This is a genomic window from Collimonas humicola, assembly GCF_018304945.1.
GTDB classification, from domain to species: domain Bacteria; phylum Pseudomonadota; class Gammaproteobacteria; order Burkholderiales; family Burkholderiaceae_D; genus Collimonas; species Collimonas humicola.
In genome coordinates this window covers 114,956-139,344 of the sequence record NZ_JAGQEE010000008.1, presented here as the reverse complement: position 1 = coordinate 139,344, position 24,389 = coordinate 114,956, and the positions used below count along the sequence as shown (strand labels likewise).

Annotated in this window: 21 protein-coding genes and 1 tRNA gene; 5 read left to right on the top strand and 17 right to left on the bottom strand. The window is 57.1% G+C overall.

The features are described 5' to 3' along the window. Positions 1 to 206 precede the first annotated feature (206 nt). The 12 genes from KHU30_RS21300 to KHU30_RS21245 all read right to left on the bottom strand — a co-directional run bounded on the left by KHU30_RS21300 (position 207) and on the right by KHU30_RS21245 (position 10,571). On the bottom strand, positions 207 to 632 hold the full coding sequence (locus tag KHU30_RS21300) for a type II secretion system protein (RefSeq protein ID WP_230427509.1): 426 nt from the start codon (positions 630 to 632) through the stop codon (positions 207 to 209). 81 nt (positions 633 to 713) lie between these two features. Then, entirely contained in the window at positions 714 to 1,112 is a 399-nt protein-coding gene (locus tag KHU30_RS21295) for a type II secretion system protein (RefSeq protein WP_211444750.1), read from the bottom strand. Positions 1,113 to 1,152: 40 nt separating this feature from the next. Further along, positions 1,153 to 1,632: a type II secretion system protein gene (locus KHU30_RS21290; protein WP_407928127.1), complete on the bottom strand. Its 480-nt coding sequence runs from the start codon at positions 1,630 to 1,632 to the stop codon at positions 1,153 to 1,155. Then, positions 1,632 to 3,968, bottom strand: a complete 2,337-nt coding sequence (locus KHU30_RS21285; RefSeq protein WP_329956704.1) for a cohesin domain-containing protein — start codon at positions 3,966 to 3,968, stop codon at positions 1,632 to 1,634. The genes KHU30_RS21290 and KHU30_RS21285 overlap by 1 nt, the downstream gene beginning before the upstream one ends. Before the next feature lie 56 nt (positions 3,969 to 4,024). Further along, the gene (locus tag KHU30_RS21280; protein WP_211444610.1) at positions 4,025 to 4,564 is read right to left on the bottom strand and encodes a hypothetical protein; all 540 of its coding nucleotides are present in this window, start codon (positions 4,562 to 4,564) and stop codon (positions 4,025 to 4,027) included. After that, positions 4,561 to 5,172 carry a GspMb/PilO family protein gene (locus KHU30_RS21275; protein WP_211444609.1) on the bottom strand — a complete coding sequence of 204 codons (612 nt, stop codon included), beginning with the start codon at positions 5,170 to 5,172 and terminating at the stop codon, positions 4,561 to 4,563. The genes KHU30_RS21280 and KHU30_RS21275 overlap by 4 nt, the downstream gene beginning before the upstream one ends. Next, positions 5,169 to 5,720 (bottom strand): PilN domain-containing protein, encoded by a 552-nt coding sequence (locus KHU30_RS21270; RefSeq protein ID WP_211444608.1) that lies wholly within the window; start codon positions 5,718 to 5,720, stop codon positions 5,169 to 5,171. The genes KHU30_RS21275 and KHU30_RS21270 overlap by 4 nt, the downstream gene beginning before the upstream one ends. Continuing rightward, positions 5,717 to 6,550 (bottom strand): hypothetical protein, encoded by an 834-nt coding sequence (locus KHU30_RS21265; RefSeq protein WP_211444607.1) that lies wholly within the window; start codon positions 6,548 to 6,550, stop codon positions 5,717 to 5,719. Before KHU30_RS21265 ends, KHU30_RS21270 begins: the two co-directional genes overlap by 4 nt. After that, positions 6,543 to 8,237, bottom strand: a complete 1,695-nt coding sequence (locus tag KHU30_RS21260; protein WP_211444606.1) for a GspE/PulE family protein — start codon at positions 8,235 to 8,237, stop codon at positions 6,543 to 6,545. The genes KHU30_RS21265 and KHU30_RS21260 overlap by 8 nt, the downstream gene beginning before the upstream one ends. Then, positions 8,234 to 9,436 carry a type II secretion system F family protein gene (locus KHU30_RS21255; protein ID WP_211444605.1) on the bottom strand — a complete coding sequence of 401 codons (1,203 nt, stop codon included), beginning with the start codon at positions 9,434 to 9,436 and terminating at the stop codon, positions 8,234 to 8,236. The genes KHU30_RS21260 and KHU30_RS21255 overlap by 4 nt, the downstream gene beginning before the upstream one ends. Positions 9,437 to 9,489: 53 nt before the next feature. Next, positions 9,490 to 9,963: a type II secretion system major pseudopilin GspG gene (gene gspG, locus KHU30_RS21250; protein WP_211444604.1), complete on the bottom strand. Its 474-nt coding sequence runs from the start codon at positions 9,961 to 9,963 to the stop codon at positions 9,490 to 9,492. Continuing rightward, positions 9,960 to 10,571 (bottom strand): lytic transglycosylase domain-containing protein, encoded by a 612-nt coding sequence (locus KHU30_RS21245; RefSeq protein ID WP_211444603.1) that lies wholly within the window; start codon positions 10,569 to 10,571, stop codon positions 9,960 to 9,962. The genes gspG and KHU30_RS21245 overlap by 4 nt, the downstream gene beginning before the upstream one ends. 785 nt (positions 10,572 to 11,356) lie before the next feature. Here KHU30_RS21245 and KHU30_RS21240 point away from each other — a divergent pair. The 5 genes from KHU30_RS21240 to KHU30_RS21220 are packed head-to-tail and all read left to right on the top strand — an operon-like array spanning position 11,357 to position 18,995. Next, on the top strand, positions 11,357 to 13,747 hold the full coding sequence (locus tag KHU30_RS21240; protein WP_211444602.1) for a DUF6531 domain-containing protein: 2,391 nt from the start codon (positions 11,357 to 11,359) through the stop codon (positions 13,745 to 13,747). Between the two features lie 44 nt (positions 13,748 to 13,791). Further along, the gene (locus KHU30_RS21235) at positions 13,792 to 16,068 is read left to right on the top strand and encodes a DUF6531 domain-containing protein (RefSeq protein ID WP_211444601.1); all 2,277 of its coding nucleotides are present in this window, start codon (positions 13,792 to 13,794) and stop codon (positions 16,066 to 16,068) included. A gap of 11 nt (positions 16,069 to 16,079) precedes the next feature. Beyond that, positions 16,080 to 16,307, top strand: coding sequence for an RHS repeat domain-containing protein (locus KHU30_RS21230; RefSeq protein ID WP_211444600.1), 228 nt, complete (start codon positions 16,080 to 16,082; stop codon positions 16,305 to 16,307). Beyond that, positions 16,308 to 18,560 (top strand): RHS repeat-associated core domain-containing protein, encoded by a 2,253-nt coding sequence (locus KHU30_RS25595; RefSeq protein WP_211444599.1) that lies wholly within the window; start codon positions 16,308 to 16,310, stop codon positions 18,558 to 18,560. 12 nt (positions 18,561 to 18,572) lie between these two features. Beyond that, positions 18,573 to 18,995: a hypothetical protein gene (locus tag KHU30_RS21220; RefSeq protein ID WP_211444598.1), complete on the top strand. Its 423-nt coding sequence runs from the start codon at positions 18,573 to 18,575 to the stop codon at positions 18,993 to 18,995. 327 nt (positions 18,996 to 19,322) lie between these two features. Here KHU30_RS21220 and KHU30_RS21215 read toward each other — a convergent pair whose 3' ends face one another. The 5 genes from KHU30_RS21215 to KHU30_RS21195 all read right to left on the bottom strand — a co-directional run bounded on the left by KHU30_RS21215 (position 19,323) and on the right by KHU30_RS21195 (position 24,326). After that, positions 19,323 to 19,748: a hypothetical protein gene (locus KHU30_RS21215; protein ID WP_211444597.1), complete on the bottom strand. Its 426-nt coding sequence runs from the start codon at positions 19,746 to 19,748 to the stop codon at positions 19,323 to 19,325. A 199-nt stretch (positions 19,749 to 19,947) separates the two neighbouring features. Continuing rightward, a tRNA-Thr gene (locus KHU30_RS21210) sits at positions 19,948 to 20,023 on the bottom strand. Between the two features lie 70 nt (positions 20,024 to 20,093). Continuing rightward, a complete protein-coding gene (gene xylB / locus KHU30_RS21205) occupies positions 20,094 to 21,584 on the bottom strand; it encodes a xylulokinase (RefSeq protein ID WP_211444596.1) in 1,491 nt (496 codons plus the stop codon). A 104-nt stretch (positions 21,585 to 21,688) separates the two neighbouring features. Further along, complete coding sequence (gene dalD, locus KHU30_RS21200) at positions 21,689 to 23,089, bottom strand: D-arabinitol 4-dehydrogenase (protein ID WP_211444595.1); 1,401 nt, start codon at positions 23,087 to 23,089, stop codon at positions 21,689 to 21,691. 91 nt (positions 23,090 to 23,180) lie between these two features. Next, positions 23,181 to 24,326 carry an ABC transporter ATP-binding protein gene (locus KHU30_RS21195; RefSeq protein ID WP_211444594.1) on the bottom strand — a complete coding sequence of 382 codons (1,146 nt, stop codon included), beginning with the start codon at positions 24,324 to 24,326 and terminating at the stop codon, positions 23,181 to 23,183. Positions 24,327 to 24,389 lie beyond the last annotated feature (63 nt).

Here is a 24,389-nt window from a genome sequence, read left to right as displayed (position 1 = left end):
GGGGGGGGGGGGAGAGAATTCGAAGGCATAAAAATTGGGGTGAGGGGCGAATGTCGTGCCTCCCAAATTCGGAGTTACATTTGACTGCCATGGATGCCAATGCGTCCCAGTAATGTGTGGATGATGCGATCAACAGGTTTTCAGTGATCTGGAACCCGTTTCTGTCTGGAAGGGAGGCTTAGATAAGCATCGAGATAATGTTTGGCTTAGTGAGGCAAATTTGCTGGCACAATAAACTGCCAATCCCGATACGACGTTTTCCCCGTAAAATCGGCAAACTCTGATTCAAAATTGGCGATCTTGATTGGGGTGGCTTCAGACAAGCTGAACACCCCAATAATGCTGCTATTCTCTGGGGATTCTACGACGCCCCATTCGCTTTTCCCGGTCAATGGATCCACATACAATTGCCGTAGATACCGACGTATCCCCGGATAGCGCGGATCCTTCAATAGCTCATCCAATGAGCGAGGACCATGCGACTGTCCAGGTGGGGTCGCGTTGCTGTACGCGATCAAGGCGTTCTGAAATGCGCTGCCGATCCGCAGCAATTCTTCTTCGGCCGCACGGCGTTGCAGCAACGAGCCGATTTGCAGGGACGCCACGGAGGCGATACCCAGAATCGCTACCATGATCAACACGCCCAGATAGGTAAATCCAGCATGCCGGCAGCGTGGCGTTCGTGTGTGTCTGGTGCGAAGTGCTGTCATGATCTACAAGCTAGAGAACGGTTTGCCAGCGCGATTATTGCCCGGCGCGCTGCTTCTGATGCTGTAGACATTCCCCTTGGCAGTGTCGTCCGGCGGCACAATCACCCAGGCGGTGCTGCTGGCCAGGATCGGATCCAGCGGCAGGGCGCGTAAATACTTCTTTTGCACCAGTTCATTGAGCGAGTCCGGATAGCGTCCGGTGTCGCCATAGAATTTGTCGATGGTATCGCGCGTGAGCCGCAGGTTTTCTTGAAGGATGGCTTCTTTGGCCGTATCGATGCTTTGAAAGTAACGCGGCAAGGCGATCGTCGCCAGCAAGGCCACAATCGCCAGGACCACCAATAATTCAATCAGCGTGAAACCGCGATGGCGTAGTGTGGCTTTGCCTGATGACGAGGCCAGCTTCTTGTGCGATGTCGATGGAAAGTGAACTATCACGGCATCACCATTTTCTGTAGGGCACGCCGTTCAGGCCGACCTTGGACGAGGTTGAATAGACGTCATAGACATCGTCCCCCTCTTTGGGATCATTGGCTTCGCTGGCGTAACTGCGCTTGCCCCAGGACGCTGCCGGGTCATCCGGGTTGTCCGTATTCATCGGGTCCGATGGAATCCGACGCAGAAAGAAGATTTTGGAACGCTTCGGATCGCGTTGATCCGGCTGTCCCTCTACTAGTATCGCCAGCGTACTCGGATAACCACTGGCGCCGACCGCTTTGGGGATGCGTCCTTCGTCGCTGGCGCGCTTGTAGGCATCGATGCCACCTCGGATTTCCCATAAGGCGCGGCGCAGCTCCTGTTCCTGATGGCGCTGCATCGCCACTTGCGCCAGCGGCACGGCGACACCAGCCAGGACCGCGAGGATGGCAAGCGTGATCAATAACTCGATCAGCGTGAAACCACGGGCGCGCAGGCTGGCCATCATGGCTGGACTTGCACCTGATACGCCTTTGGTAGAGGCACGTTCACCTGGCTTCCCTTGGCGCCCACGGCGGCCAGGGTCAGCAGCTGCACCTGGGCGGCATCGGCAGTCGTCAGCGCTTTAAAATTGATGGTCGCAATCGTGCCGAGTGCGGTGGAGCCGCCGTCCCCGGAACGCGTGCCCGTCATCAGGATCTTGCCGCCATTGTCGACCTTGCTATTAAAACTGGTTTGCGCGCCGCCTTGTTTTAAAAAATCCCCTTCGGTGATATTCACCACTTGCAGCACCTGCGGATCAAAGTTGACCGCCATCGGCAAGCTGGTGACCGGCTGATCCGACTGCATCATCAGCTGCACCGCAAACAAGCCGCCGGCCTTGACCTGCGCCGGACCTTGCCATTGCAACTGGGAGCCAGTCAATGCCGCGCCAGGAACACCACCCGCGCCGGCCGCCGCTGGCGTGCTGCCGGGGATCTGCGGCACCGCAGGCAAGCCGCTGACTCCTGCTGCTGGCATGCCATTCGTTGCATCGCCTGCCGCCGGGCCGCTGATTACTGCCGGGGCCGTACCGCCGCCTTCCGGACGTACCCGGAAGCTGGTGTCCGTGCCCGACCGGAATTCCGACAGCGAGGTATCCGGCCGCTGGATATTGCGAATCAGATGCGGCGTGATCGACAGCACGATTTCCGTCTTTTGCTTGTTGTCGGACGAGGTGCCGAACAGGCGTCCCAGAATCGGGATCTCCCCGATCCCTGGCAGCTTGTTGCCGCCGCGCCGGTCTTCATCATTGATCAAGCCCGCCAATACCTGGGTTTCGCCGTCCTTGAGGCTCAGGACCGTGCTGGCGGTGCGGGTACCGATCTGATAGGCAGTGGATCCCCCTTTGGTGGTGATCTGGCTGATGATGTTGCTGACCTCCATGGAGACCTTGATGGCGACATCGTTGTCCAGGTAAATGGTCGGTTCGACATTCAGGGTCAGCCCGACATCGACATAGTTGATCGACTCGGACACAAAGCCGGTCGAGGTCGCGGTCGTCGTAATATTCGGCACACGCTGGCCGATCAGGATCTTGGCTTTTTCGTGGTTGCGGGTGCGGATGCGGGGATTGGCCAGCAGATTGGCGTCCGAATCGGTCACGTTGGCATTGACCACGGCGTTGGGGTTGCCGACGCTGACCGTGCCGGAATTCTGATGCCCCAGATCGCGCATGGTCAGGGCATTGGAAGCATTGCCGCTCAGCGACAGCGGGGTCAGCGTCAAACTGCTGGGCCATTGAATCCCCAGCTGCTGCAGCCGCGTACGGGTAACTTCCAGGATCTCGACTTCCAGCATGACTTCCGGTTCTGCTACGTCATGCAAGGCGACCAGCTTTTCTGCGAGCTTGATAACCTCGGGCGAGTCGCGCATGATCAGCATGTTGAGCTTTTCGTCGATGACGACATCTTTGGTCTTGAGGATGGCTTTCAGGGTCGCAGCGACTGTTTTGGCGTCGGCATTGGTCAGGAAGAATGTTTTGACTACCATCTCCTGGTAGTCTTTCTGCTTTGCCGAGGTGTTTGGGTAAATCAGGATCGTATTGGCATCCAGCACCTGCTGCTCCAGCTGGTTGGTGAGCAGCATGAAGTGCACGGCCGATTCGATGGTGCTGTTCTTCAAGTAGATTGAGGTCTTTTGATCGCTTTTGACATCCTTGTCGAACAGGAAATTCAAGCCCGATGTACGAGCAATCACCTCGAACACCTGTTTCAAGGCCGCGTCCTTGAATTCAATGGAAATCTTCTTTTTATACGCGGCCGATAAGGTCGACTCCAGCGGCGGATTGACCAGCGCCTCCGACATCATGCGGCGAAACGCTTGGGCGCCGGCATCGTCCGGATTTTCATTCAAGATGGTGCGCAGCTTGAATTGCGCGGACTCACTGTCTTTCTTCGCCCAGGCGGCCTGCGCTTCCTTCAGCAGCACAGCATGGCGGTCCGACATCGAGAGCTTGCGCAGGCCATCCTGTGCCCGCTCGCTACTGGCGTCCAGCGCTAGTACTCGCTGATACAGTTTTTCTGCATCGGCGCGCTTGCCGGCCGACGCTAAGCGATCCGCCTGGCTCAAGTAACCGGAGACGGCGCGTTCGCGCGTTTGCAGGTAGGCGACGCGATACTCGAAATTCTGCGGATCCTGGGTGCTGGCTTCCTGGAATTTGGCCAGGCCTTCCTCGATCTTGTCGTGGGCAATGAATTCCTTGCCGTCGCGATAGCTCATTTGGGCAGCACACCCAGACAGCAAGACACCGGTCAGCAGGCACAAGGCCGCAGCAGCGAACGGGGTCAGCCGTGCCGGCACGACACCGCGTAGCGATGCTGGAGAACTAAACAATAAAAAAAACGGACGACCTGCCATCAGTCGAATCCTTCAAGAGTAAGTGTTTGAACCTGCTTCAATGGCAGATAGGTCAGTGATATCACGGGGGGCTTGATCGCGTCGACGCGGTATAGGCCGCCAATGATCTCTTTTTCGCGGGCAATCACGGTTTGTTCACCCTGCGCCAGGTAGATTTCCCAATGGTTGCCTTCCAGCTTTTTGCCGATATAGGTGAACGGCAATGCCGGCGCCATGGGCGGTGGCGGCGGAGGCGGTTTGACGGGCGCTACTACCGGAGGCGGTGGCGTCCAGGTCTGGTTGCCAAACAGGGTGTTGTCTGCCGCGATGTCGGCGCGATCCAGCAGCACGCTGCGTGGCACCAGCGCGAGTATCGTGCGCTGGCTATCCTTATCGGATTTATCCGTTGCCTCCTCAGTTGTGGCTACAACGGCAGAGCGTGCCGGCACCGGCCGCGCCACCGGCTCGGCAATCGAGGTCGCTGGCGTCTTGTCGCCAAAGACGACCAGGCAGCCGGAGCCGATCAGTCCGGCTACCATGAGCAGGTGACGTCGCTTCATCGCGCCACCTCCTGCTTCGCCGCAGACGCTTGACTGGATTCAGGCTTATTTGCCAGGTACAGCGTGATGCGCAATTTGGCGTCGAGTTTCGCGCTATTGATGGTATCCCGCTTGAAATTGATTTCGTCTAATGATGCAAACGGCATTTCCCGCAACAGCTGTTCACAGAACTGGCGTATCGCTGCATACGATCCGGACAAGGGAAATTGCAGTTGATAGCTCCGATAATGGCCATCCGGATTCGCGGCCATCTTGTAGTCGGTCAGATTCAGTTGCAAATGCTGATGATCCGCGATGGCGAAGAGCGTTTTAATGTGCTGCTCAGCATCTGCCGTTGGCGCCAGGGCTGCATAGAATGCCTGAAGACGACTTTCTGCAGCAGATTGTGGCGGCACGGCAGCAGCTGCCGGGGGAGCGGCCAAGGTACTCTTTGCGCGCACCAGCGCCACTTGCTGCGCATCGGCATCGGCGCGCAGCTGTGGGATCACCCACAACCATCCAATGAGACCAAGCAGCAGGGCGCAGCCGATGAAACTATGCACCAGACCGATGCGCATGAGCGCCAGGCGCAGTCGGCACCCGAGTTGTAACAGTGAAACGGAACTCATGGCCGGTTCCCCCATTGCGCCTGGAACTGGAAGCGGAGCGGCCGATTGACGTCCTTGTCGTTCATTTCATGGCGATTCAAAACCACGTCCGTGAACAGCTTCTGCTGCTTCAGCTGGGCGATATAGTCCACCATGTCGTCGCTATTCTTGGCTTCGGCCAGTCCCCTGATCACTTGCCGCTTGGCGTCCGGTTCCAGCGAGAGCAGGGCGATCGATGTCGGCGTGGCACCCTCGATGGCCTCAAACAGGTCACGCCACGGCAAATTCAGTTGCCGGATGGCGGTATTGACGGCAGTGGCTTGTCCCTCTGACACCACGAGCTTGGGCGCGGCCGGTTGCGCAGCCGTGCGCTGCTTCGTTTGCGCCAGCACGCTGTCAATGCGCGCTTGCTGGCGTTGTTGCTGTTGCGTCAGACGCACCGTCATGGCAATAGCACTCAGGCACAGTGCCAATGCCAACGCGCCGCAGAGCCAACTGCGCCAACCGGTGCGGGAGATGGTGCGCGCCAGCGAACGCGGTGCAAAATCGATCCGAATCGTTTTCATCATCGGCGCACCCCGGTGTGGGCCAGGATCACCTGGGTGGAAGGCGATGGATGGCCTGCATGCACGGGCTGCGTCCCCAGCCATCTGACGGCCAGGTCATCGCTGGCAGAACTGCTCCATGAAGTGGATCGATGTCCGCAGAGTTGTATCGCCGATGGTGCCGGGAGTTGCAGGCGCAACGCTTCACGGGTGAGCTGTTCCTGCAACCAGCCATGCCGTTCCCTGTCGCGCAACTGACGGGTGACCGAACGCATCGTGCAAAGCTGTCCTTTGTCCATCGCTGCAAACGTAATGGTGTCGTCATGCGTTACCCCAAACCATACTCCCGCCTGCAGCGCCGAGCGCCAGCGGTTCCAGCCGATGATGAATTGCGGCGCCACTTCGATTAAACGTAGCCGATATGCCGACGTCACTTGCAGCAAAGGGGAGAGGAGGGTGTCGGGGATGGCGCACGCCAGGAAGGGTGCATCGATCTGCCAGTCCGCCGCCATCTGCCAGCCGGTAAGGGGCGCGTCAAACAAGGCCTGGAAACGCAACTGGGCCGCTGCCTGGCAATCGGACAAACGTACCGCATTGACCGGCGGCGTCACGGTCCAGAACCGTGCCCAATCGTTCGATAACACGACCGATGTCGGCAGGCGCGGGCATTGGATATTTGCCAGCACCTGGCGGACTTCATCGAGTAATTGTTCCGGCGAGGCCGCGACATCGGTGGCAAAGGCGTGGTCGGCGAGCACGGTGGTGCTTGGGCGGCGGCCGCCCTTGGCATGCAATACCGCGATGCCCTGGCGCGACAGGCCGATATGGAGGCGATCCGTGAACCAGTCAAGCATGGAGCGTCACGCGTTTGATTTCATCGAGCGTGGTGTCGCCGCTGCGTACCAGAGATAATGCCGCTTCCCGCAGGCTGCGGGTGCCGTTGCGGCGCGCCGCTTCCTTGATCTGCCGGATCGGGCTTTTTTCAATCACCATTTCACGTATTTCATCACTCAAGGTCAATATTTCTGCAATCGCCTTGCGGCCTTTGTAACCAGTGCCTCGGCAATCGCCACAGCCTGTGCCTTGCTTGAACTGATAGTCTTTGACCTGGGCGCTGGTCAGGTGCACGCGCGCCAGTTCGGCATCCGACGGTGAATAGGGCACGGCGCAATGCGGACAATTCAGGCGGATCAGGCGTTGCGCCCAGATGCCGTTCAGGGCCGAGACGAAGGCATAGGGATCGATGCCCATGTGCGTAAAACGGCCAAAGACGTCAAACACGTTATTGGCGTGCACGGTGGTCAGCACCAGGTGGCCGGTCAAGGCGGATTGCACGGCGATCTCCGCCGTTTCCTTGTCCCGGATTTCACCGACCATGATCTTGTCTGGATCGTGGCGCAGGATCGAGCGCAGGCCCTTGGCAAAGGTGAGTCCCTTTTTTTCGTTCACGGGGATTTGCAGGATGCCGGGCAACTGGTACTCGACGGGATCTTCAATCGTGATGATCTTGTCGCGGCCGTTGTGGATTTCAGTCAGCGCTGCATACAGCGTGGTGGTCTTACCGGAACCGGTGGGACCCGTCACCAGCAGCATGCCATAAGCTTCTTCCGCCAGCATGCGCAAGGTCACCAAGGATGGCGCATCGAAGCCCAGCGCTTCCAGCGTCAAGGCCCCATAGGCTTCGATCATGGCCCGCTTGTCCAGGATACGGATCACGGCGTCTTCGCCATGGATGCTGGGCATGATGGAAATCCGCAGATCGATCTCCCGTCCAGCAGCCTCCACCCGGAAGCTGCCATCCTGTGGCACGCGGCGCTCGGCAATGTCAAGTTCCGCCAGCACTTTGAGGCGGGAAATCACCTGCTCGGAGACTTCCACATCGTTGAGGGAGGTGGCGTGGTCTAGCACACCGTCAATCCGGTATTTCACTGCCAGGCCGCTGGCGGTACTTTCCATGTGAATATCCGAGGCGCCGACCTTCAAGGCATCGTACAGCGTCGAATTGACTAGCCTTACAGCAGGACTGGCGACCGCGCTGACGGAGGCAAACGACAGGGAGGCAGCGGTCTTATTGTCGCGCCGGCTGTCGGTGGAAGTAGGCACCAGGTTGTCCACCGCCCGGGCCGACTCTTCCTGCTTGGATAAACAGGCCTGGATATCGGCTTGCAAGGCCAGGCGATAGTCGACATGACCCTTGGCGTGCACATCGAGCCAGGTCTGGATATCGGTATCGAAGGGGTCGGGGATGACCCCAATCAAGGTGTTGTCCGGGCCGCGCAGCAGGATGCAGCGCCGGTGCATCGCTTTGGACAGCGGCAGCAGGTCGAAGGCAGGTGTCATCGCCAGCATGTCGGCCGTCTCGATCATCGGCATGTGGAATTGCAGCGCAATCGCTGCCACCAGCGAGCGCGGTTCCGAACCGGTCAGGGATGCCAGCTCCACGATGAACGAGCGTTGCGACAGCACGGCACGCTTGCGCGCATCCTGCACTAGGGCGACATCGATGGCGGGCAGGGTGGGTAATGGAACGGCAGCGTTCATGACAAACTCCCTGCCAGATCAAAGATCGGCATATACAGCAACACCACGATGCCGCCGACAATGATGCCGATGATGGCCATCAGGATTGGTTCGAAGGTGCGGGTAAAACGGTCGATCCAGCGACTGATCTCGCCATCGTAGAACGCCGCCGACTGGGTCAGCATTTGCCCCAGCTCGCCGGAGCGTTCGCCGACGCGCAGCATGCGCAGCGAAATCGGCGTCGTCAGCTGGTTGGCCTCAAAAGCGGCCGACAGCGAGCCGCCGGACTGGATCGCTTCGCGGGCGTGCGACAGGCCTGTGCGGATCTGTAGCGACACCATGTCGTGCACCGTGTTCATGGCCGAGACGATGGGAATGCCGCCTTCCAGCAGCATGCCTAAGGTCAGATACAGGCGCGATAGTTCATAGATGCGGGCGCGCTCGCCGATGCCAGGCAGGCGATGCATCAGCTTGCTGACGCCGCCGCGGGCCAGGAAGTGGCGCAGCGTCAAAAACAATACCGGCAAGGCAATCAGGGCGCCAATGACGAGCGTCTGGGTGTGCGTGGCCGCGAACTGTCCCCAATCAAGCAGCAGTTGCGACAGCCAGGGCAATTTACGGCCGGTGCCTTGATAGACCTCCGCAAAGCGGGGCACCACATAGCCGATCAGAAAGGCCGATACGCCACCGCCCACGATCATCAAAATCAGCGGATAAATCGCCGCGCTGATGATCTTGTTACGTACGCTGTCGATCCGTTGCTGATAGTCGATAAAGCGCGTCAACGAGCGCGGCAGGTCACTGGTGCCCTCGGCGGCTTTGACGATGCCGATGTACAGCGGGGGAAATAAATCGCTTTGTTCCGCCAGCACCTGCGAGAAGCGCTTGCCTTCGCGCAGTCCGTTCAACAAGCGGTTCAAGACGCCCTGGGTGTTGGCATTGGTTTCCTTTTCCAGCAAGGCGTCCAGGCTTTCGACAATGCTGAGTCCTGCGGTCAACAGCGCCAGCAATTCCTGGCTGAACAGCACCAGCGAGAAACGGGCGGCGCCCGGACCCCGCGGCATCAACCAGCTGATGCCGGATGCGCGTAGCGGACTGATGGTGGCCGTAAACAAGCCGCGCGCGTCGACCTGACGGCGCGCATCCGCTTCGTCATTGGCGTCCACGGTGAGTTGCACCATCACGTGGTCGGCAGAGAGGGCCCGTACGTCATACCGCATAGAAAGCTCGTGATGGAAAGGGCTGCACTGAAGGGAAAGACAAATAAATCGGATTAATTGGTGATGTCGGCGTTCTCGTCGGTACCGCCCGGCTGGCCATCCTTGCCATACGAGACCACCTCGAAATCGCGCTTGCTGCCAGGGGAGCGGTAGAGGTAAGCATGTCCCCACGGATCCAGCGGCACTTCCTTCTTGAGATAGGGGCCGTTCCAGTTGGCGGCCGTCGCCGGTTTTACCAATAACGCCGCCAATCCCTCTTCCGTCGTCGGATAGCGGCCGACGTCGAGCCGGTAGGTATCCAGGGCTTTATCGAATGCCTCGATTTGCGCCTTGGTGATTGTCACTTCGGATTTGCCCAGCTGGGAAAAGTACTTAGGGCCGACGTAGGCAGCCAGCAAGCCAATGATGACGATGACCACCAGCAGTTCCAGCAAGGTAAAGCCGGGTTGGCGGTGCAGACGATGGGCTGGTTGGATGGAGGTAGAGCGGCGGGCGTTGCTGGCAACAGGCAATGGGAAATTAATCATTGGGGTAAGGCATTCTGAGCGGTTTGCATGGAAGAGAGAACGGCAGGGACGTACAGCATGGTTTCCCGGTAGGGCGGAATGCGCCGGCCATAGCGGGCAACGGTCCCTTCGCCGGCGTTGTAGGACGCCAGCGCCAATGCGACATTGCCATGGTGCTGCGACAGCAAATCCTTCAAATAGCGTACGCCGGCGTTGAGGTTTTGTGCGACATCGGCACGGTCGGTGACGCCGTAGCGCAGGGCGGTGGCCGGCATCAACTGCATCGGACCGACGGCGCCTTTGCTGGAAACCGCTGAAGTATTGAAGCGGGATTCGACGTCGATGACGGCGCGGATCAGGGCGGCATCGACGGTGTGTTTCTGCGCCATCTCCTGGATCAGCGGCTCAAGGTTCAGCGCTTGTTGGGTAACGGGGCGTGCCTGTTTACCGGCAGCACGAGCCGGGGTGTCCTTAAAAATCAGGGTAAAGCTCGGATCGAGGGCTTGGGTGGCGTAGCGGACAGCGCCGTTGGCATCGGTGGACTTGTAGATGTCGGCGGCATGTGCAGAACCCCAGAACGCCATGCTCAAGCAGCTTATTTCGACGATCAGGTACCGGATGTTGCGCATGTGAATGGGGGAGTTTTCTGTGGGGAAATCTTGCTTTACTGCCGCATTTTAATGGAGGAGGGCAATAAATAGGGAGGAGATGTAACGGAGTGTTGTTATTTGATTGTCCATGAATGTGCAGTGTGGCAATAAATTGCTTTCTGGATTGCAAATATTTCTTGAGCATAATACATTCGCACGGCCACATGTAACTTAATGTAAGTTCGTATTGCTTGCGACAAGAAAACAAAGTGGATTGTAAGCTGTGAATCTGCTCCAAATAGGGCTCTGTTTCTTGGCCAGATAAAAATACCAAAGAGACAAAACCCGATGGCAACGCTGTGCTGGGAAGACTTACGAGTGAATAAACGGGATGGTCGTGATGGAATTGGAAAGTACGAAAACCCTATCGGCATTATCGGCAGCGGTGGTGGAGCGTATTGAAATGACTACGAACATTGATTTTATGTTGGACACCTCGAATTATCTGTCGAATTTGAAAACTACGCATAGGTGGATGTTCGTGTGCATGTGCTGCGTGATCATGATGATCACCGCACCAACGAACAAATCAAGGATCCCAGCGGTTCCCTGGCACGTCAAACCACCCGCGTCTATAACGCCTTGAATCGCTTACAACAAATCACAGGAAATGGACTATGAGCGAATGTTTTACAAATAAACACGACTTGATCTATGCGAGGTCCACTGTCACTCTGGCAATCTCGGCTACGTATTCCAGCAGTCAGTTAGATAACGGCAATAAGCTTGCGCTTTGCTCAAATGACCGAACGGGGAACGCGTAAATGCCAGCATTGATATCTTCATGCGATAAGCGCCATGACCAAGACCTAAGCGTCTTCTCAGGCGTACGGGTGCAATATATTTTGAGTTTAATTAATCAACGTCATCTGACGAGTTGGGTGCTTGCGATCTTTATCTTCGCTGTGCCATTTCTGACGCAAGCACAGATCGCTCCTTCAAATAAGATCGCCTATGATTCCAACGGTTATAAAGGGGATACACCTTATGCCGCATGCATGGGATTTGGTGTAGCGGATGCCGGCTATATCTGCGATGCATCTCCAAAATCCGTCTACAGTGTAAATCCGGTTGCAACTCCAAATTCAACAAGCGATGGAATTTGCAATACAACATTTCTTTGCGGTTCATATAAGCCAGGCCCCTATGCATGGGGATATAACGCCGTGCAAAGATTATATTGCCCGCCAGGTTTTCCTCAATCCGGAGCCTCATGCGGTGTCGCTAGTCCGACGACCCCGGATCCCAATCTAAACAAAGGGCGATGCCCGGTTTGCGAAGGCAATCCGATCAATCCTCTGGTGGGTAACAAATATCAAATAGAACTTGATTACAAAGGCGATGGCGCATTCCCAATCGTATTGGAGAGGGTCTATAACAGTTTTGGCATGGCACCTGGTTCACCTGTTGGGTCGGCAGCAGCGAACTCCGGCAGCACTGTATGGACGGTTTTCGTTCCTCCAAGTTCAAGCGGAAGCGCTGCAGCGGCACCGACAGTGGATGGCATGTACACCAAGTCACCTGTGGATTTCGGATGGAGGCATAGTTATGACAGGACGCTCGTGGCGGTTTCCGGGGCGACAATCACAGCAACGCTATACCGGGGTGACAGCAAGACGCGCACCTTCACAAAAACCAATGGTGTGTGGGCCTCCGATCTGGGGCAATTGGTGACGACACTAACCCAGCAAATCAATATCAATGGCGGCGGCAACACCATAGGCTGGACCTATATAAACGAAAACGACGAAGTAGAACGTTATGATTCGATCGGAAACTTAGTCTCCATTACCAATCACGCAGGACTGGTGCAGACCCTGCAATACAAGTACAACAATAGCCAATTCAAGCTATCAAGTGTCACCGATGGCTTCGGACGTCAACTCACATTTACTTATAATATTGCGGGCAATTTATCGGCGATTGGCACCCCTGATGGCGGTAATATTTCCTATGGCTATACAAACGATGGCAATAGCAATTTATCGACCGTCACTTACTCGGACGGCCACTCTCGCCAATACGTATACGAAAACACTGCCTTTGTCGGCGCCTTGACCGGCATTATCGATGAAAACGGCAATCGTTTCGCCACCTGGTCGTATGACAGTCAAGGTAATGCCATTACTTCTGAACATGCGGTTGGTATAGAGAAAGTAACGCTCAGCTATCCCTCGTTGACCACGAGCATCGCCACCGATGCGGGCGGAGCCAGTCGCACGTATTCATCACAGATCGTCAACGGTATTGCCAAAGCCGGCATGATCTCCGAAACGTGCGGATCTAATTGCAGTCGGTCGCGATCGATGACCTATGACGCCAATGGCAACGTTGCGACCCGTACCGATTTCAACGGCACCGTCGCCAACTTCAACTACGATCTGACGCGTAACCTGGAAACCAGCCGGGTGGAAGCATCAGGGACAACGCAGGCCAGAACGATCACGACCGCTTGGCATGCCACCTACAGCTTGCCATTACAGATCGCAGAGCCAAAACTGCTGACCACCTATACCTACGACACATCCGGTAATCTTCTGAGCAAGACAGTGCAAGCCACTAGCGATGCGACCGGCGCGCAAGGCTTGTCGCCAACATTGGTCGGCATTGCACGCACCTGGAGCTATACCTATAACAGCGTCGGCCAGATACTAACGGCTACCGGGCCCAGAACTGATGTCGTCGATAAAACGACTTATAGCTACGATACCTCCGGCAACCTGAGCACGATTACCAATGCAGTTGGTCAAGTGACGACCTTGTCGAACTACGACGCCAACGGTCGGGTAGGGCTGATCACGGATGCCAATGGTGCGACTACAGCGCTGACCTACAGCCCACGCGGCTGGCTGACTGGCAAGACGGTGACGTCTGGCGGTACGGTAGAAACCACCACCTATGGTTACGACGGCGTCGGTCAGCTGACCCTGGTCACGCTACCGAACGCATCGACCGTCAGCTATACCTACGACCCTGCCCATCGCCTGACCAACATCGCCGACAGTCTCGGCAACAGTATCGCCTATACCCTGGACAACATGGGTAACCGGATCAGTGAGCAAGTCAAAGATCCAAGCGGCGCCCTGGCACGTCAGACCAGTCGTGTCGTAGATGCCTTAAATCGAATACAACAGATCACGGGAGCAGTGCAATGAGAGGGCGTTTAACAGTGAAGCAACCTGGCATCAAGAGTGCACCAATGGAACGAAGGTGGGATGTGGATATAGGAAGCGAATGCAAACAATTTATTGTCGTTTTGCTGTTCTTCACCGGCACGTATGCACAAGCCATTGCACCAGTCGCGACATGGACGAATAGCACCTTTGGAGGGCAGTACTCAACTCCAAGTGCTGCTTGTTCTCCCGTAGATGGTTACTATTCTTGCTATTACAATGAACCCTCAGCTAAATTTCATTTCGCAGGGGTGGTTCAGCGTTTCCCCAATGTGAATGTTTATAGCTGTAGTGTGACTTGTACTCTTTCAGATGGAACTGTTTATAACAACTTCATTACAGCTCCTGAACTAAAATTACAGTGCCCTCCTGGCAGCGTTCCAAATTACGCTACCACCACTTGCGACGCGTCACCAGCAACCACAGACCCAAATTTGAACAAAGGCCAATGCCCAATCTGTGAAGGCAATCCGATCAACCCGCTATTCGGTAATAAATATCAAATAGAACGTGACTACGCTGGCACAGGCGCATTTCCGATTCTGGTCGATCGGATCTATAACAGTTTTGGTGCAAATCCCGGTTCTTCATTGGGGTCTGCAGCAGTCAGCTCCGGCAATACTACGTGGACTCCACTTGCAATGAGCGCGCCACCAACCATCGTCGGTGCCTATTCCAGCGTGACAATCGACTCTAGTTGGCGCTTGGGCTATGACAGATCACTAATGATTGTGACCGGAGCCAACTCCCCCCTTGTCTCAACGTTATACCGCCCTGATGGCAAGGCACGCACTTTCAAATTCACCAATGGTGCATGGGTGGCTGATGTGGGCCAAGCTGTTACATCCTTGACTCAGCAAATCGACAGCAACAATAACATCACAGGTTATACGTACCTCAACGAAAACGACGAAGCCGAGAAATACGATACAGCCGGTAAATTGATCTCCATTACCAATCGTGAAGGACTGACGCAAACCCTGCAATACAACAACGTGTATGGGATGCCTACTAGTGTTAGCGATGCATTCGGTCGACAATTGACCTTTACTTACAGCAGTAAGGGCATCTTACTTGGGATGATAGACCCTGCCGGAGGCAACTACACCTACACCTACGATAGCAACGGCAACTTGTCAGCGGTGACATACCCCGACACACGCACTCGTCAGTATTTGTATGAAGACTCACGCTTTCCTCATGCTTTGACCGGCATCGTCGATGAGAACAGCAGCCGTTTTGCTACTTGGTCGTATGACAATCAGGGCAATGCAATCAGCTCGGAGCATGCAGTTGGTATTGAAAAAGTCACACTGACTTACCCAACATTGACGAGCTCTACGGCAACCGACGCAGGCGGCGCGACACGCGCTTATTCGTCTCAGGTCGTCAACGGCATTGCCAAGGTTGGCTTGGTCAGTGAAACGGGCGGAAATCTCACGCGCACACGCTCGATGTCATACGATACACATGGCAATATTGCCAGCAAAACGGATTTCAACGGCACCGTCACGACCTACAGCTACGACTTAACGCGTGACCTGGAGACCAGTCGGGTTGAGGGTGCCGGTACGCCACAAGCCAGAACGATAACGACGACTTGGCATGCGACCTATCGTTTGCCATTGCAGATCGCCGAACCGAAGCTGTTGACGACCTATGCCTACGGCACCTCCGGCAATCTGCTGAGCAAGACGGTGCAAGCCACCAGCGATGTGACCGGTGCGCAAGGCCTGTCGCCAACATTGGTCGGCATTGCACGCACCTGGAGCTATACCTATAACAGCGTCGGCCAGATACTAACGGCTACCGGCCCCAGAACCGATGTGGCTGACAAGACCTCCTATACCTACGACAGTAGCGGCAACCTGAGCACGATCACCAATGCGGTCGGTCAGGTCTCGACTCTGTCGAACTACGACGCCAACGGCCGGGTAGGACTGATCACCGATGCCAATGGTGCCACGACTGCACTGACTTATAGCCCACGCGGCTGGCTGACCGGCAAGACGGTGACGTCTGGCGGTACGGTAGAAACCACCACGTATGGCTACGACGGCGTCGGCCAATTGACCCTGGTCACGCTGCCCAATACCTCCACGGTCAGCTACACCTATGACCCCGCCCATCGCCTGACCAACATCGCCGACAGTCTCGGCAACAGCATCGCCTATACCCTGGACAACATGGGTAACCGGATCAGTGAACAAGTCAAAGATCCAAGTGGCGCTTTGGCACGTCAGACCAGTCGTGTAGTAGATGCCTTAAATCGAATACAACAAATCACGGGAGCAGTGCAATGAGAGGGCGTTTAATGGGGAAACAAGCGAGTATCAAGACTCTGGTCAGCGCGGTACTGTTCACGCTGGCCTATAGTCCGCTGATGGGCAGTGTGAATGGCACGGCAGCCCTGGCGCAAGCGGTCCAGAACACGACCACCAGCTATGAATACGATGCCATGGGCAATCGAACCAAGATCACCGATCCCCTGGGGAACATCACCACCCAAAGCTACGATCCGCTGGGACGCCTGATCCAGTAGGTGCAACCGGTTCCGGCTGCAGGCGGCACCAGCCCCACCGTCAGTTTTACCTATGATGGCCAGGACCAGCTCAGCACCGTCACCGATCCGAGAAATCTGGTGACCAGCTATGCCGTGGATGGCCTGGGCAACCAGAACGCGCTCACCAGCCCCGATACCGGCAGCACGAGTAAAACCTATGATGCCGCCGGCAACCTGAAGACCCGTACCGATGCCCGTGGCAAGACCACCACCTATAGCTACGATGCCCTCAACCGCCTGACCCAGATCAGCTATGCCAGCGGTACTGCCACCCAGTTTGAATACGACGGTGGTACCAGCGGCGCCCCGAACGCCAAGGGTCACCTGACTCGGATGGTCGACGGCTCCGGCCAGACCACCTATGCCTATGACGGCTTCGGCCGCTTGCTGACCAAGGTGCAGACGCTCAGCAGCACTGGCGCCAGCAGCACGCTCAGCTACGGCTATGGCAGCAGCGGCACTACCACCGGCAAATTGATCAGCACGACTTACCCCAGCGGTAACCGGATCAACTACGGTTATGACGCTGCAGGGCGGATCAATAGTCTGACCCTGAATCCGACCAATACCACCGGTGGTGACACCAATACCGGCAGCACCATCCCTTTATTGACCGGTATCGGTTATCAAGCCTTTGGTCCTGTGAATGCCTGGACCTGGGGCAATAGCAGCAGTACCAGCACGAACACCTATGCCAGGGGCATTGACCTGGATGGTCGTGTGATCAGCTACCCGCTGGGCAATGCCTTGAGTAACGGCACCAACCGGACGATCAGCTACGATGCGGCCAGCCGTATCACAGCGACTAGCCACAGCGGCACGGGCACCGGCAATAGCGCACCTGCCAACTTCAACCAAAGCTACGGCTATGACAACCTGGACCGGCTTAACTCCGTCACCGGTAGCAGCAGTACCAGCAACCAGAGCTTCCAGTACGATCAGAACGGCAACCGCACCCAGGCGACTTTCGGCAGCGGCAGCTACGCCAATACGATTGCGGCGAACAGCAATCAGCTGACGGCCACGACAGGACCGACGCCGGCCAAGAGCAACACCTATGATGCAGCAGGGAATCTGAGCAGCGACAGCACCATCAGCTATACCTATAGCGATCGGGGAAGGATGGTCAGTGCAACGAACGCTGGAAACACCGTCACCTACATCCACAACGGTATTGACCAGCGGGTGCAAAAGCAAGGTCCGACCAGCATCATTGCCACGGGCAGCAACAGCTACATGTATGACAGCGCAAGCCATCTGATCGGCGAATACGACGCTAATCAACAAGTGATCGAAGAGACGGTGTATCTGGGTAGCCTGCCGGTCGCAGTATTGAAACAAGCGACCACAGGCACAGGATCAAGTCAGAGCACAGCGACGAACATCTACTATGTCTACGCAGATCACATCAACACGCCACGGGTGATCACACAGGCAACCGACAACCAGATGGTATGGCGTTGGGACAATGCCGATCCGTTTGGATTGCAACCGCCGGATGAGAATCCGAGCAGTTTGGGAGCATTCGCGTACAACCAGCGTTTTCCAGGGCAGCTGTATGATAAAGAGACGAATAATTTCTACAATATCAACCGGGATTATGATCCGCAGCAGGGGCGATATGTACAGTCTGATCCGATTGGGCTAGGCGGCGGCGTTAATACATACGCATATACAAACGCAAATCCAATGAGCAATACGGACGCTACTGGTTTGTCCGCGACAACATATCCGGAGCCTGAAGTTTCTCTACCGAGCTTATCAGGGTTGTTAGCCCAGCTTCGGATGCTAGGTACTTTGGGAGCTACGATATCTCTTGCGGGTGACACTCGTATTGGTGATTGTGAATGCAAAACTTTTATTGTGTATCGAGGTGATAGAGCTAGCCAACCGCCAAATATAGTTTTTAATTCTGGATTTAGTCCTAAGGGGAATAACATGGATTTGCTTAAACATGCGCAAGGATCGCCAGACAGTGGTTATGTTCCGACATCTCGTTCACAAGGAATTGCAGAAGCTTTTTCGGGGAAAAATGGTTATGTTTACAAGATCTGCTCCCCAAGAGGTGTTGACGTAAATAGGGCGCTTGGTGCGAAATCTCCTTATCCAGAGCAGCAAGAAATGGCAATGCCTGGTGGAATTTCAGGAGGAGAAGTAATGGGTGCGTATCCCCAGATAAAGGGGATACCATCCAATACTTATGTCCCGAATCCTAATTGTGGTTGCGAATAGGTGGTGCGAAAAATGGAACAATTTCGGAAAAATATTCTCATTCTGTATGCGAACGGTTTGAAAGAACTGGTGGAGGTGGTCGGATTTGAAGAAGAGCTTGAGAATGGGGATAGCGTTGCCCGACTGATGCTTAGCATTCCAGATTGCACATTAAATGAATCCTCAGAAAGGGGATTTTTTGATGCGCTGCGAAGAATACGATTGATATTGGAGAAGCGCAATATTCTTGTTTGTTGTTTCGGTGGAAGTGAAAATGTTTATCCTTCACCGATGCAGGAGTCGATGGGCTTGGCTTTACTCGCATATCGTAACCAACATGGTCGTCAAGCGCTCTCTACTGACATTGTCAATATATTTGATACAGATGACAGCATTAAACCAACAACTGTGAAATATCAGGAAGATTTTCACAGACGGTGGCTATCAAGCTTGTAAGTTCACACAAAGCCAAGCCGTTTGGAAATTCGTGTCCGTACGTTATGTTGCTGGAATGGGCGAGGCGGCTTACAAACGTATGGTCTGACTAGATGCCATCTAATTAATTTGAGACCGAGTCGGTATAAACGGCCGTTTGAGTCTTGCCGCTCTCCGAACTTAATTGTGGGGCTCAGTCCAAAAGTGCGTCATTTTGCGTCGCGCTGATACAGTCAGTTTCCTCGCGAACTTCGCGTAGCTTTAGGGCTTGGGGGTTTTGCGAACTGCGTTAAAAGCGGCGCATTTAACGAAGCCCACAGGCGTGGGGGGGACTGCAATTGAAAGGCTCTAGCTGAAGTCTTTTTCATACCAAGGCAACAATTCAGGACGATAAAAGGGCCGCACTAAGCGGCCCAGATCGACGCAGGCGCGGCGATGAGGCATGGATGGGGCGGTTGGGGCCGTCAGCTCGTTGAGTTTGACGTCGCCGAAGACGGCTTTTCCAACGACGGCTTTGGTCATTCCGGAAAGGCGTAAGGCTTCCCATCGAAAACCACGCTTAGTACGCGAAACCTCTTTTTCGTATCGCTCGAAGGCATCGCGGCAGGTTTTGCCAATGACCATCCCAGTTGCTGCTTCGGTGCGAATCTCGGTTTCGCGCATAGCAGCCCATGCTTGTGCCTGGGCTTTGGTCGCGTAGGTTCCAGACTTACGTTTCCCTTTTATTGCAATTTGAACCCGCCAGCCACCTGCACACTTTACGATTGATGCCATATATCCTATTTCCCCTAAAAAACGGTGCCAATTACATCACGAAATTGGGGAGTCGTTGGGTAAATTCTGGGGAATCGATATCAGTAATTAGTGGTTATTGGTGGTTTTTTGTAGATTGGGACAGGAATGAAAAAAACGCCGCAGAACCAAGTATTTACCTGGTTTGCGGCGCTTCATGGCGATTTCCTAAAATGTCTCGTGGTGCCGGAGAGAGGAGTCGAACCCCCGACCTCTTCATTACGAATGAATTGCTCTACCAACTGAGCTACACCGGCACTGCTCTCGCAAGTTACCCAGCAAAAGCTGACAATGATTTTATCAGCAATTAATCAAAAGTGAAGCCAGTTAATGCGCCGCTTGATCTAGATCACCGGAGCGTTGTGGGCGGCAGCGGTAAATCTCCCTATAAGCCTCCAGCCGCGGCTGCAAAGCGGCATGGCGCAGCGGGTTGGGCGTGAATGCTTCGCGCTGCGGCGGCTTGGCGCAAATGACGGCTTCCTTGTCGGATTGATCATTGGCCGCCAGCCAGGCCAGCCGTGCAGCGCCGAGCGCGCCGCCGGTTTCGCTGCCGATGTGGGTCACCATCCGCACCTTCAGCGTATCGGCGATCAGTTGCGCCCAGTAGGGGCTGCGTGAGCCGCCGCCTACCAGCGATAATTCGCTCACTTCGGTTCCTGCCGTATGCAGGGCATGCAGGCCGTCGGCCATGCCGAAGCTGACGCCTTCGATCACGGCGTAGCCCAGGGCGGCGCGGCCGTGGGCGTGCGACAGGCCGTGGAAGACGCCTTGGGCGTAGGGGTCGTTGTGGGGTGTGCGTTCGCCGGACAGGTAGGGCAGGAACAGCGGTGCGTTTTCCAGTTCGGCCGGGCTTAGCGCGGCGATTTCGTTGAGCAGGGTGGTTTCGTCGACGCTGACCAGGCGGCAGAACCAGCGCAGGCAGCTGGCGGCGGAGAGCATCACGCTCATCTGGTGCCAGCGGCCGGGCAGGGCGTGGCAGAAGGCGTGCACTGCCTGGGCGGGATTGGGGCGGAAGCGGTCGTTGACGACGAACAGCACGCCGGAGGTGCCTAGCGAGATGAAGCCGTCGCCGGGATTGACCGCGCCGATGCCGACCGCGCTGGCGGCGCCGTCGCCGCCGCCGCCGGCGACCATGACCGCGGGCGACAAGCCCCAGGCCTTGGCGACTTCAGGCAGCAGCGTGCCGGAGGATTCGCCGCCTTCCACCAGGCGCGGCATGTGCGCGCGCCGCATGCCGGTGGCGGCCAGCAGCTGGTCGGACCAGTCGCGCTTGGCGACATCCAGCCATAGCGTGCCGGCGGCGTCGGAGGGTTCGGAGACTTTGTTGCCGGTGAGTTTCAGGCGCAGCCAGTCCTTGGGCAGCAGCACGGTCGCCATGGCGTCGAATATTTCAGGTTCATGGCGCGCCAGCCAGAGCAGCTTGGGAGCGGTGAAGCCGGGCATGGCGAGGTTGCCGGCGATCTGATGCAGCTGTGGCGCGCGCGCGGTAAGTTCTGCGCATTCGCTGATGCTGCGCAAATCGTTCCACAGTATCGCCGGGCGCAATACCTGGTCTTTGGCATCGAGCACGACCGCGCCATGCATCTGGCCGGACAGGCCGATGGCGCGCACCTCGCCGAACTGCTGCGGCGCCTTGGCGCGCAGCTTGGCGATGGTGTCGCCGGTGGCTTGCCACCACTGCTCGGGATCCTGCTCCGACCAGCGCGGCTGCGGCCGCGAGACAGTGAGTGCGGAGCCGGCGTCGGCCAGCAGATTGCCGGCGTGGTCCATCAGGACTACCTTGACTTCCGAGGTGCCCAGGTCGATGCCCAGATACATTTTGCAATTCCTCTTTGCGTGTGGCGTTTTGCTGCGGGCAGGGTGATCCGGCGTCAGCCGGTTCAATCCCGGCCTGCGCCATCGGTCACGTTATTCGCGTCGAATCAGTGCTGCTGCGCCAGCCAGTCCTGGACCCTGATGACCGCCTCGCGCAGCGGCAATTCCAGCTGCGCGCTGCCGGCTAGTTTGCCCCATAAGGCCGTATCGGCGCAATAGGCGCGCAGCGGGTCGGCGCTGGCCAGCATGGCGCGGGTGGCCGTCGCGTCGAACACGCCGTCCTGGTAGGCGTAGGGCAGCTCGCCGCCGGCCCAGCGCTGCAGGAACAGGAAGAACAGCGCCGGCAGCATCAGCGTGGCATGCGGCACCACGCCGCGCGCCAGGCATTCCTGCAGGGTCGGCGCGATGAAGCCCGGGATCTTGGAGAAGCCGTCGGCGGCGACGCGCTGGTTGCTGTCCTGGATGTTGGGATTGCTGAAACGCTCCAGCACGGTGTCGCGGTAGTTTTCCAGGTTGAGCGGGCTGGGCGTCAGGCAGGGGATGACATCTTGGGTCACATAGTCGAAGGCCATTTTGCGGATATCCGGGCGCGCGCAATCCTGGTCGATATAGGTAAGCCCCACCAGCGTGCCGGCCCAGGCGATGCAGCTGTGGGTGGCGTTGAGTATGCGGATCTTGGCTTCTTCGTAGGGCAGCACCGATTTCACCATTTCGACGCCGACTTTTTCCAGCGCCGGACGGCCGGCGGCAAAGTCATCCTCGATCACCCACTGGATGAACGATTCGGCCATGATCGCACATGGATCGGGCTCGCCGCATGCCTGCGCCACGCGCGCCCGCACTTCATCGGTAGGGCGCGGTGTGATGCGGTCGACCATGGAATTGGGGCTGCGAGTATGTTCCTTTACCCATCGCTGCAAGGCGGTCTCGCCGCGCAGTGCAAGAAACTGCAGCAAGCCGTCATGGAAGCGTTCGCCGTTATGGCGCAGGTTGTCGCAGTTGAGCAGGGTCACCGGGCCGCCGTTGGCTGCGGCGCGGGCGCGCAGGATGGCGGTCATGGCGCCGTAGATGGTGTTCAGTTCGCCTTGCAGGTCGGCGGCCAGGTCCGGGTTGGCGGTGTCGAGGCGATGCTGGTGATCGAGATAGTAGCCGCCTTCGGTGACGGTGAAGGAAATCACCTTGGTGCTGCTGCGGGCGCCGATGGCGGTCAGTTCCAGCAGCGCGGCGTCCCACGGCACGATGGTCTTGATCGAGCGTATCACTTCATAGCTGCGGACGCCGCCGGGCGTCACGGTTTCCAGCGTATAGGCGCCGTCCTGCCGTTCCAGCGCATCCAGCAGCGGCGTCATGTCGTCGCGGATGTTGGCCAGCGCCAGCGACCAGCTGCGATCGCCGCTCTCCATCAGGTGGTGAAGATAGACCGCCTGGTGCGCGCGGTGGAAAGAGCCTGCGCCTATGTGCAGCCAGATCTGCTCGGATCCATTGGCAGCGGAGGAAGTGACTTGCATGACGAGTCCTGGTGAATATTGATAAAAGCGAATGACAAAAGCGAATCACAAAAAAGCGTGGTTCTCGATAGTTGTCCGGTTGGCGACGGTTTTATGCCACCTGTGCGGCTGCGCGGCCCTGGTCCGCCGCTGCGGCGTTGTCAGGAGCGTTCAGCCGGGGCAGGGCGCGGCCGCTCTGGTCGAACAGATGGCAGCGCTGCGGGTCGGCGGAGACGCCGATTTCACTGCCGCGCAGCATGCTGACGGTATCGGCCACGCGCAGCACCAGCGGTTCCTCGGATGCTGTCGAATCGGCGTACAGATAGGAGAAATCGCCGAGCGCTTCCAGCACCGTGAATCTGGCTTTAAGCATTGGCGTCCGCGCATCCAGCATCAGGTGTTCGGCGCGCACGCCGATGCTGACCGCGGCGCCGATCTGCAGGCTGCCGCCATCCACCGCGACCGACTGGCGGCCGCCGCTGGCCAGTTCCACCAGCACGCCGTTGGCGCCGATAGCGACCACTTTGCCATCGATGAAATTCATCTTTGGCGAGCCGATGAAGCCGGCTACGAAACGGTTGGCCGGATGATGGTAGAGCTGCTGCGGCGAGCCGACCTGCTCGATGCGGCCGGCCGACAGCACCACGATCTTGTCGGCCAGGGTCATGGCTTCGATCTGGTCGTGGGTGACATAGATCATGGTGGTCTTGAGCTGGTCGTGCAGCCGTGAAAACTCCAGGCGCATCTTGACCCGCAGCGCCGAATCCAGGTTGGACAGCGGTTCGTCGAACAGGAACACGCTGGGTTCGCGCGTGATGGCGCGGCCGATGGCGACGCGCTGGCGCTGGCCGCCGGACAGGGCCTTGGGCTTGCGGTCCAGCAGATGGTCGATATGCAGGGTCTTGGCGGCCTTCTGCACGGCGGCGTCGATCTCGGCTTTCGATTTGCCTGCGATCTTCAGGCCGAAAGCCATGTTGTCGTACAGCGTCATGTGCGGATACAGCGCATAGGACTGGAACACCATGGCGATGCCGCGCTTGGCCGGCGGCACGTCGTTCATGCGGGTGTCGCCGATGAACAGGTCGCCGCTGCTGATGTCTTCCAGGCCGGCGATCATGCGCAGCAGGGTGGATTTGCCGCAGCCGCTGGGGCCGACAAAGACCACGAATTCGCCATCGTCGATATCCAGGTTGATGTCGCGCATGACTTCATTGTCGTCGTAGCTCTTGATGAGGTTCCTGATTTTTACGCCTGCCATGATGGTCTCCTTCTGTTTTATTCTCGAATCGCCTTGCCGCTCGGCGCCAAGGCGATGGCTGAA